This is a genomic window from Polaromonas sp. UBA4122 (assembly GCA_002381615.1).
Classification (GTDB): domain Bacteria; phylum Pseudomonadota; class Gammaproteobacteria; order Burkholderiales; family Burkholderiaceae_C; genus Polaromonas.
Genome location: DFWY01000119.1, coordinates 1 through 8,491, shown reverse-complemented (window position 1 = coordinate 8,491; position 8,491 = coordinate 1). Strand labels below are relative to the sequence as shown.

General features: G+C 54.8%; 13 protein-coding genes. 7 read left to right on the top strand and 6 right to left on the bottom strand.

Annotated elements, in window-relative coordinates:
• Window positions 1-100: 100 nt before the first annotated feature.
• On the top strand, window positions 101-616 hold the full coding sequence (locus tag B3F77_RS15170) for a hypothetical protein (RefSeq protein WP_293605756.1): 516 nt from the start codon (window positions 101-103) through the stop codon (window positions 614-616).
• Between the two features lie 289 nt (window positions 617-905).
• Here the strand turns inward: B3F77_RS15170 and B3F77_RS15165 are convergent, their stop codons facing one another.
• Entirely contained in the window at window positions 906-1,943 is a 1,038-nt protein-coding gene (locus B3F77_RS15165; RefSeq protein WP_293605755.1) for an aldo/keto reductase, read from the bottom strand.
• 922 nt (window positions 1,944-2,865) lie between these two features.
• Here B3F77_RS15165 and B3F77_RS15160 point away from each other — a divergent pair.
• Together B3F77_RS15160 and B3F77_RS15155 are read left to right on the top strand one after the other, a co-directional pair.
• Window positions 2,866-3,219 (top strand): high-potential iron-sulfur protein, encoded by a 354-nt coding sequence (locus B3F77_RS15160; protein ID WP_293605754.1) that lies wholly within the window; start codon window positions 2,866-2,868, stop codon window positions 3,217-3,219.
• A gap of 562 nt (window positions 3,220-3,781) precedes the next feature.
• Window positions 3,782-4,282, top strand: coding sequence for a hypothetical protein (locus tag B3F77_RS15155; protein WP_293605753.1), 501 nt, complete (start codon window positions 3,782-3,784; stop codon window positions 4,280-4,282).
• Between the two features lie 586 nt (window positions 4,283-4,868).
• Here the strand turns inward: B3F77_RS15155 and B3F77_RS15150 are convergent.
• Both B3F77_RS15150 and B3F77_RS15145 read right to left on the bottom strand, forming a co-directional pair.
• Window positions 4,869-5,102, bottom strand: coding sequence for a hypothetical protein (locus B3F77_RS15150; protein WP_293605752.1), 234 nt, complete (start codon window positions 5,100-5,102; stop codon window positions 4,869-4,871).
• The gene (locus B3F77_RS15145; RefSeq protein WP_293605751.1) at window positions 5,099-5,224 is read right to left on the bottom strand and encodes a hypothetical protein; all 126 of its coding nucleotides are present in this window, start codon (window positions 5,222-5,224) and stop codon (window positions 5,099-5,101) included. The genes B3F77_RS15150 and B3F77_RS15145 overlap by 4 nt, the downstream gene beginning before the upstream one ends.
• A 337-nt stretch (window positions 5,225-5,561) precedes the next feature.
• Between B3F77_RS15145 and B3F77_RS15140 the strand changes: the two genes are divergently transcribed.
• The 4 genes from B3F77_RS15140 (at window position 5,562) to B3F77_RS15125 (ending at window position 7,166) form a co-directional block, all read left to right on the top strand.
• A complete protein-coding gene (locus tag B3F77_RS15140) occupies window positions 5,562-5,909 on the top strand; it encodes a DUF2845 domain-containing protein (RefSeq protein ID WP_293605750.1) in 348 nt (115 codons plus the stop codon).
• A gap of 269 nt (window positions 5,910-6,178) precedes the next feature.
• Window positions 6,179-6,352: a hypothetical protein gene (locus B3F77_RS15135; protein ID WP_293605749.1), complete on the top strand. Its 174-nt coding sequence runs from the start codon at window positions 6,179-6,181 to the stop codon at window positions 6,350-6,352.
• 113 nt (window positions 6,353-6,465) lie between these two features.
• Entirely contained in the window at window positions 6,466-6,726 is a 261-nt protein-coding gene (locus B3F77_RS15130; RefSeq protein ID WP_293605748.1) for a hypothetical protein, read from the top strand.
• Between the two features lie 287 nt (window positions 6,727-7,013).
• Window positions 7,014-7,166: a hypothetical protein gene (locus B3F77_RS15125; protein WP_293605747.1), complete on the top strand. Its 153-nt coding sequence runs from the start codon at window positions 7,014-7,016 to the stop codon at window positions 7,164-7,166.
• 495 nt (window positions 7,167-7,661) lie between these two features.
• On the opposite strand, the gene B3F77_RS15120 is transcribed toward B3F77_RS15125, so the two are convergent.
• The 3 genes from B3F77_RS15120 to B3F77_RS15110 all read right to left on the bottom strand — a co-directional run bounded on the left by B3F77_RS15120 (window position 7,662) and on the right by B3F77_RS15110 (window position 8,457).
• Window positions 7,662-7,802 carry a head-tail adaptor protein gene (locus B3F77_RS15120; RefSeq protein WP_293605757.1) on the bottom strand — a complete coding sequence of 47 codons (141 nt, stop codon included), beginning with the start codon at window positions 7,800-7,802 and terminating at the stop codon, window positions 7,662-7,664.
• A gap of 287 nt (window positions 7,803-8,089) precedes the next feature.
• On the bottom strand, window positions 8,090-8,257 hold the full coding sequence (locus tag B3F77_RS15115; RefSeq protein WP_293605746.1) for a hypothetical protein: 168 nt from the start codon (window positions 8,255-8,257) through the stop codon (window positions 8,090-8,092).
• Between the two features lie 8 nt (window positions 8,258-8,265).
• The gene (locus tag B3F77_RS15110) at window positions 8,266-8,457 is read right to left on the bottom strand and encodes a hypothetical protein (RefSeq protein WP_293605745.1); all 192 of its coding nucleotides are present in this window, start codon (window positions 8,455-8,457) and stop codon (window positions 8,266-8,268) included.
• Window positions 8,458-8,491: the final 34 nt, after the last annotated feature.

The following is an 8,491-nucleotide window of genomic DNA, read 5'->3' as shown; positions in this document are numbered from 1 at the left end:
GCCACGGTAATTGTCGTCAACCACCCTGCTGCAGTTCAAGGACCTGAGGCATTGGGGGGCCACGGATTGGGTTAGACGTGGATTGAGTGCCCACGAGCTCATGCAGGTTCTCGGGCACTCGAACATTCAGACCGCCCAGTTTTATGTCGACCTGGTGGGCCAGGATATGCAGGTCGCGCTGGACCGTGCCAGCGCCAATGGCGTAATTTTGCAGCTGCCACCGCAAGGCCATTGCGATGGCGCCCAGCAGCTCAAAATGAACCGCCAGGAAAAGGTTCAGCATGCCCTCGCCGAGCGATTGAAAAAATTGGGGAAAGTGGCGACTAAAGACTCACGTAACCAGAGCCCCGCGACGCCAGAATCAGCTTTGCTTGCCATTACCGGAGGTCAAGCGGGGGCATTGCAGACCGAACCTGACGATATGGAAAAGACCCGTGTCAGGGGCTGTGACGCTGTAACCGCGCCAGCTGTGCCAGCGTTGCAAACGCCTGGCGGGAACACTTTCCCTAAGAATAATGGCCATCAACCGGGCTCTCAAGGTCACGGTCAGACAAACCTTGGGGCATCTTTGCTGCCTTCGAACGTGTTTGCATTTCCTGCTCGCAAGGCAGCGTAGCCAAGTTTTCCCGGCCCCTTCTGTACAGTAGCCGGGCTGTGCGCAAGACCGATGAGATGCCTTGGAAAGGGACACAAAAAGGGAGCCCATTGGCTCCCTTTTTGTGAAAGATGGCATAAGACGACCAATATCGGTCATTCGGGCCAATGGAAAAAAAATCTCGCATTGGCCCAGTGATGAGTAAGCGCTTTAATCGCTGATGTTCTTAAGACTTTCGACTTCACACGCCTGACCTGATGAATTTTTCTTCGCGTTCATAGCCTCGTCACAGCCTGAGATATACCCGAGCTCAGACCTTCATCGGCGGTTTGGCGCGGTTTTGGCCCTGCCTTGCCAGCATCCATCCTGGGTATTCCGGCGGCAACGCGCTTACTTCATCAAGCGCCTTCAACTCATCTGGGGTCAGCTCGAGTTGGGTGGCGCCCAGGTTGTCTTCGAGCTGCGCGGGCGTCTTTGCACCAACAATCACTGTACTCACCTGTGGCCGACTCAGCAGCCAGGCCAATGCCACTTGTGCCACCGACACCTGATGGAGCTGCGCGATTGGGCGCATCGCGTCAAGGACGCGGAAGGCGCGCGCCTTATCGACCAATGGAAAGTCAAAGCTCGCACGGCGTGCGCCTTCCGGCCCCTTTCCGTCTGGAGCAAATTTTCCACTCAGTAGCCCCCCAGCCAGCGGGCTCCAGACCATAAGGCCAAGTTGTTGGTCCTGCAGCAGCGGTAATACTTCGCGCTCCAGGTCGCGCCCAGCCACGGTGTAATAGGCCTGCACGCTTTCGAAACGCGCCCAGTGATTTTTCTCCGAAATCGCCAATCCCTTCATAATCTGCCAGGCCGCCATGTTGCATAGGCCGATATAGCGGACCTTACCCGAGCGCACCATATCGTTTAGCGTGGATAGCACTTCTTCCAGCGGAGTAAGGGGGTCAAAGCCATGCAACTGGTAGAGGTCGATGTGGTCGAGCTGAAGCCGCTTGAGGCTGGCGTCCAGTTCGTTCATCAGGTGGTACCGTGACTGCCCTCGGGCGTTTACTGCCGTCTCGTTCATGATGCCAGTGGCCTTGGTGGCCACTACCAGTTCGTCGCGCGGCAGGCCTAGGCTCTTGATGGCCTTGCCAGTGAGCGTTTCCGAGTCACCCAGTGAATACACATTGGCGGTATCGATAAAGTTCACACCGGCATCAAAAGCTTGTTTCACCAAGGAGGTGGCGGAGTCTTGTCCCAGCCCGCCCATGACTTTCCAGAATCCCTGGCCACCAAAGGTCATGGTTCCCAGGCACAGCTCAGAAACATACAGGCCGGTTCGGCCCAGCAGGCGATAGCGCATGGCATCCTCTCGAAGTTAAAGCAGGGGCAGCAAGACTAGCAGTTTCCAGACACCCCAGTCTGAATGTCAACTTTGGGCGCTGACCTGACCGGCGCTTCTCGACCAGAGCCGGACATCCAAGAAATCGCCTGCTAGCGGCCGTTCACCCTGCTTCACGGATGTCCAACCCATTGCAGTCTACTAAAAATTGAACATTCAGGTGGCAATCAACAGACGCTCGAAACACATCTGAGGTCGAGTGGTCCAGGCAAACGATGGCACTTGGCTGATTTCTGATTGACGTCTCACCAAAGCGCCGAGTCCCGCATATCAATCAAACGCCTGCGCTGTCGATTGCGCAACCACACTCCCACAACCCAAGCGACCACAATAACTCCGAGTCCTGCACCCACCATGACATCTGTAGAAACCCAACCGCTAGTCGCGCCGGTCGTCCACAGTTTCACCTCCCACAGCGCGGCGCCAATACGATAATTCCGATTGCGAGTCTCATCCCTGAACGTGCTTTCTACATTTCACTGATGAACATGATAGCCCGACCTGAGGCTGGCCGCCGTAAGGGCTGTTGCCTTGTCGTAAAACACTGGTGACCCTTTCCTCTACGCATCCATATGTCAGGACGCGACCAAAAGCGGACAACCATTCGAATGCGTCTCAGATTTTCATCCTCCTAATGTGCGTGAGCGCACAGACGAGTAGCTCTTGTCGGACCTACCATGCGCCAAGGAAAATGAACTGACCCGGTTTACCTGTTGCCGCTGACAGCGCGCGATTTCTTCCTCAATGAAGCGGTGGCTACGTCTTACGAATTCCGCCAATTTCGCGCAAACGGGACCCTTTGAGTTGAGTCGTCCCAACCTGAGACTGCAGCGTCTTTTCAATGCCCGAAGGTCCCAAAGTTAATCGAATGAAGGAAATAGAAATGAACATCACAACCACGCGTCGCCGCTTCATTGAAATCGCGCCTACAGCTGGCGTCGCGCTGTTCGCCGCCTGCTCGGCAGTCATCGAGTCCACCTACGCTGCCACCGCGCCAGTGATGGGCGTCGCCGCGCTGGTCGGCGAGAAGGATGCTCAAGCCGTTGCGCTCGGGTACGTGGATGACGCCATCCGGGTCGACAAGATCAAGTTCAAGGCCTACATCGCCGGCAGCCAGTGCAGCGGGTGTGCCCTGTACTTGGGCAAGGCTGGTGATTCAGCGGGGGGCTGCCCGGTTTTCCAAGGCAAGAACGTGACGGCCAAAGGCTGGTGCAGTGCCTGGGCCAAAAAGGCCTGACCGAAGTTGACCACTCCCCTGCAGAGTGGCATGTACTGGCCAAGGCAGCAGCCTCCAAATTGCATGCAATTCTTCTCGGGAGAATCATCAGTAAACCTTGTGTCCGATGTCCTGTGAAAAACTCTTTCAAGAGGACCAATGTTTGCCTTTGATTGACATTTCTGGCTCTATTGAAATTTAAGTGGGTGAAATCGGCCCGTTTTTCGGGGACTGGAAAGGAAGGCTTGTCAGGAAGGCCGCGGTGAGGCGATGCACTGACCACGCCTGCCTCCGAAGCTCGGCGAAGATGGAAAGCAAGCATTCATGCGGCTTGTAGCAGGATAGAGTGAACTCGGTTCAAGGGTCGCTTAGCGGTACTCATCCCCACGTTGGATGTCCAGGTAGCCAGGCTGCAGTCGGGTTTTTCGGGCATTTCCCCAGCCCGGCAACCCACTCGAAATTTAAGAGAAGCACATTTCTCAACCCCGCATTTATGTGCGGCCCTGACACTGTAAATCCTTCGGTTCGAGAGCTATGAAGTTCGAGGGTGTTTGGAATAAACAAAACGTTAAGAGAAGATTCAATGAACGTGAACGAAAAGATAGAAGTCCATACATCGGTCCAGCCGGCGCTTCAAGGTCCAGAAATTCCGATTGAACAACTGGTTGCCGAGGAGTACCAGTCGGCACCACCGGTCACAAAGAGTCACATGCTTTCACAATTGATTGGAAAAGTGTTTGAGATTGCACCGGCAGTCGAGAAAAGACGCTTGATAGAGCGATTAATGAGACCATTGGGATTGCTTTCCCTGGTTGCCATTGCCAACGGAATCTTTCTAGGCATCCGCCTTCGAGGTGCGTCGCCTGGTTTACGGGTAGGCATTGATGAGACACAGAAAGTTCAAACTGGTGATGTGATTGCTCTGGCCAATTGGATACAGCAAGTCAGCATGCAAGCTGTCCATGGCTTGGCGCAAATCATCACCACGTCGCCGACATTGGCAAGCTCTGCAGCTGCGATACTTTTGGTCCAAATTTTGTCAAAACAAGCCAAAACGCAACGAGTCGACGATTTCCGGAAATAGTCGTCTACGAGTCAGTTCGATGAAATGACTATCGGCACCGTCGGTTTTTGGAGCTGGCCTGACCGGCGCGTCTCGCTGCAATTTTGACTGTCCCCGGACTAGCGCCAATGACCGCTTTGGGCACTTATGCATAGGACCCAGTTATGAATAGTTCGTGTGCCAGTACGACCGGAGGCCGCATGAACATTGGCTTCGCAGGTTGGAACACGCTGAACGCTCAGCATAAGTTGGGCTGCTCCACTGAGGTCTGAAAACCCTGAACTGAGAACGTCATGTACGGCTTCAAGAGACTACTGCTGCTCCCTTGCCTCAGACCGCTCAATGACAGAGTGACCACCGACCCGCAGCACTCAATCATCCATAAAACATGGGTCGTCCTCAGGGCGCGCATTTGGAAACTGACTGGGCATTGAAATTATGTAGAGCCAGAGTCCAGCCAACTCCCCCAGATGCCGCTGACAGGACCGCCATCGAACCGGAGGCTATCCATAACTGGGTCCTATGCATAAGTGCCCTTATGTAGAGCTCCACATAAGGGCACAAAGCCGCCATTCGCAACACTGACTGACCCCAGACCCTTCTGAACTCAGTCGAAGGACCCTGCAGTTGTGAAATTTTTCGGATTTCTGAGTGGCTCCCAACGCAGCGCCATCTTTTCAAGCCTTTCCACTGGGACGCCGTGCGTGTTCTGCCATTTGCCGCGGGCTTCAACCACCCGAATACTGTCGGTCATTGACCGGTATGGTTCCATCTCCCGCAACTGTGTAAACGTGTTGCTCACAACGACTTTCAGGCCCTTGGCGAGCGTCTGGCGGGTCATTTTTGACACCAACTGTGAGCTTCACGAATGCATGAGGCGTCGTACCGGTAATGGCCATCGAGTTCAAAGTACATGTCGGCTTCGAAGTGCAGGTAGCCCTGGGTGGCCAAATCCTTGGCCATGGTGCTTTTCCCGCTTCCTGGCAGTCCACGAATCAGGACAAGCTCCCCTGAGGAATTCGGGCGCGCCTCCAATCGCTTTGGTCTCGCGAGAGGAACATGTGAAAGTGAAGTACGGGGGGCGGACTGAACGAGGACTGAATTGACGTTGGGCATCTGGACACTGATTTCAAAGTTGAAGGTGTTCAGTACAGTCCCGCTGTTTATATTACGGCTTATCAACCCAACAAACCGAGTCCAACTCTTCCTTCGAGCCTGACGCATGAAAGTGACGTGTCCGCTACCATAGGCGATAGGCCGTTTATTCCACCCGGGACCGATAGGTGCGAAAGGAGGAAATGTGAAATTTCTTATCCGCATTTGCTTTGCTACTGTCTTTTCAGTCCTGTTCCTGCCTGCGCATTCAGAAACGCTACGCTGCAATGGCCACAGTATTGAAATTGGCGATTCAAGGTTGTCTGTCCGTTACCGCTGCGGGGAGCCTTTGCTCAAAGACTCATTCTGTGCACCGGTCTACTATTACCCAGGGTTCCAGCTTGTTCCAGAGCCGTTTGCCAGCACCATCTTTCCATGCCAGGAAATTGAAGAATGGTTGTACGACCGTGGCCCCGGCAATCTCGTAGCGACGGTGCGCTTTCGTGCTGGCGTGGTGCAATCAATCACATACGACGCACGCGCGTCGCCGTAGCTTCAGGCGACCGGGGTAGATATCGCGCGATGGTTGGACTGCCTGGGTGACCGAGAGCAAACAACACCGGACGTATGGCTGGTTGATTCAGTGTCCGTTTTTACGCTGAATCCTGCCCCGGAGGTGCCCATGTGTTGGCGCCAACACGGTCCACCTGAAGGTGGGTTCTGCCCGGCCTTAGCGCCGGGTTTTTTTCGGCCGAGGCTGCGAGTTTCACTCGTCTGCGGCTGGGGTCCGATAATTGCACCCAAAACATCTGGAGAGTTTCAATGAAGCGAGTTGTCGATGGGGCAGCAAAAGCCATGGTCGCACTGGCCGTTCTGATGTGCAGCGGGTGCGCAGTCGTGGCCGTTGCCGATGCGGCAGTGACGGTGGCCGCCACGGTTGTCAAAACGGGCGTTCAAGTGACTGGCGCTGTAGTCGGCGCGGTCATTCCGGACTAGAAGTAAGCGAAGAAGTAACCATCTTCATCACAGTTACAAGCCAGAATAAAACTTTGGCTCGCTCGAGATGGTCGGAGCTACTGCGACTGTCGTTTTTTGAGTGAGTACTAATCATGTTGAATATCAAGACCCTTATCGCTGCTGCGCTGCTTTCAAGTGTTGCTGCTGTGTCGTTCGCTCAGGCGCCTGTCGCTCCAAAGGATGAAGGTGCGACCGCTCCCGCTGCTGTGACTGCGCCAGCTGCTACAACCACAAAGACGAAGCCCGCAGTGAAAAAAACTACAGCAAAGAAGCACACTGTTAAGAAAGTAAAAAAAGCTAGCGCCGCCAAGAAGGCTGATGCTGCCGCACCTGCAGCCTCTGCTGCCAAATAAGCGAGCTGACTTCTGAATAAGGGGGCTGGGGAAACTCAGCTCCCTTTTCTTTTGCTCTCGTCACTTATTCGTGACCGCAGGCTCGGCTCTTTAATGTCGCTCAGACTTCCAGGCGATTTGACCTAATATGCTGAGATGACTTCGATGCCACCGCCACAGAACGACAGCGGCGCCGGTCTGCGGAGTCTGCGTTGTGCCTCATGCACTTCGGGGCCCAACCCCTAGCCTGAGTTTCAGCGCTGAAACTTTGGAGAGGAAGGCAATGGACGGGCCGTTATGCTTGCCGGATGACCCTCACCAAAAAACGCATTTTCCTAACCCTCGCGCTGTTGCTGAGTCTCTCGTTTGCCAGCGCCCAGAACATTGTTGGCAAGGTCGTGGGTGTCTCAGACGGCGACACGCTCACCGTCCTGGATGCGGCCAAGGTTCAGCACAGGTAGGGGACCTGTCTCAGGACGCTAAAAGAATGCAGGGTAGGGGCGCCCTGGGTCGATGCTGATTCGGTCGAGGCTTGTGCGTTGGTGGTGCTGGGCACCGCCGCTTGCCGCCAGCGCTGGAAGGCGCTAGACTGCGCTGGTCCGCAGGTCTCCATTTGATAGCGAATTTGATAGCGATGGAGGCTTCGGAGGGCTTCGAACACTTGCGGTTGAACTCGGTTGAGTTCACGTAAGTGCTTGATTTTATTGATGTAGGGTTGACGTCAAAACCCATTCCAAGGCCTGGTGCAGCGTCTCTTAATCCGTCGGTCGCGAGTTCGAATATCGCAGAACCCACCAGATAATCCTTATAGGCATTGAATAGCCTGCTACTTAAACGATAGCAGGCTTTTTTTGTTTTCCGCTCTATTGCCAGAATTTGAGACGTTGCCAGTAGCCTACGAACTGGCCTTGCACATAAGCACCAGGTCCCGTTTGCGCTTTTGTAGTCAATCACGCTCACGATGTTGTAAATCGTGCCGTGTGGATAATTCTATCGGCGGATGTGATTCCCGGCCGGTAACGCATCTTTATGCGGGTGGTGACTTCGGATTGCGCGGACATTGCGGCGATGTACTCACGCCATGCCAGCGGCTCCACAGCAGCCCATACGGTGGCCAGCGCGGCCCATGTCACTGTCTTCTTGAGCGGTGGTGGCGCGCTCCACAGTCACGCGTTGGTCTAGCTGGCCGGTAATCATGCTGTGAGCACTCGATACGGGTTAAGCAGGCGGCTCATATAAGCCTGATTGCTGTAGAGCTGTCGCTCCGTCTGCCCCCTCCCTGTTTTTGTACAGATCAGCGATCAGCAGCAGGGCGGCGGCTTTGATAGGCGCTGCGGCGGTAAGCGAATGAATCAAACGGGTTGACTAGGAGGTCAATCTCGCTCTAAATTCCCAGCATCACCTGCGACCAGTCACCAGCTATCATGCGGCCGGTGTTGGGGGTGCCGGTTTTCTCAGACACTTGATTGCTGAAATAGGCGGGCAGATCAGAGACTTTGCCGCTTTCCATCAAGTAGCCCGCGATCCCGGCCGCCTTCAAGGTGCCTTGCAACTTCGCCTTCAGCTGTTGACCCAGGATTCATAGACGCCGGTGGTGGTCAAGAACTTGGCAAAGAACGTCAGTTGTGCATTCGGTGTGGCGCTGGCAGCATGGTCCCACTGCAGGTGGATTCGACCACCGGGTGTGTCCACCACCATGGCCTCAAGGGCTTGCGTTTGAACAAGAAGTTGACGTCTTTTTGCTTCACCCATTTGGTGACCTCTGTAAATCCGTTGAAACTGGCTC

Bases quoted from the DNA above. Each gene is read 5' to 3' on its own strand.
- B3F77_RS15170 (WP_293605756.1), top strand. From the start codon at position 101: ATGCAGGTTCTCGGGCACTCGAACATTCAGACCGCCCAGTTTTATGTC.
- B3F77_RS15165 (WP_293605755.1), bottom strand. From the start codon at position 1,943: ATGCGCTATCGCCTGCTGGGCCGAACCGGCCTGTATGTTTCTGAGCTG.
- B3F77_RS15160 (WP_293605754.1), top strand. From the start codon at position 2,866: ATGAACATCACAACCACGCGTCGCCGCTTCATTGAAATCGCGCCTACA.
- B3F77_RS15155 (WP_293605753.1), top strand. From the start codon at position 3,782: ATGAACGTGAACGAAAAGATAGAAGTCCATACATCGGTCCAGCCGGCG.
- B3F77_RS15150 (WP_293605752.1), bottom strand. From the start codon at position 5,102: ATGACCCGCCAGACGCTCGCCAAGGGCCTGAAAGTCGTTGTGAGCAAC.
- B3F77_RS15145 (WP_293605751.1), bottom strand. From the start codon at position 5,224: ATGGCCAAGGATTTGGCCACCCAGGGCTACCTGCACTTCGAAGCCGAC.
- B3F77_RS15135 (WP_293605749.1), top strand. From the start codon at position 6,179: ATGAAGCGAGTTGTCGATGGGGCAGCAAAAGCCATGGTCGCACTGGCC.
- B3F77_RS15130 (WP_293605748.1), top strand. From the start codon at position 6,466: ATGTTGAATATCAAGACCCTTATCGCTGCTGCGCTGCTTTCAAGTGTT.
- B3F77_RS15125 (WP_293605747.1), top strand. From the start codon at position 7,014: ATGACCCTCACCAAAAAACGCATTTTCCTAACCCTCGCGCTGTTGCTG.
- B3F77_RS15110 (WP_293605745.1), bottom strand. From the start codon at position 8,457: ATGGGTGAAGCAAAAAGACGTCAACTTCTTGTTCAAACGCAAGCCCTT.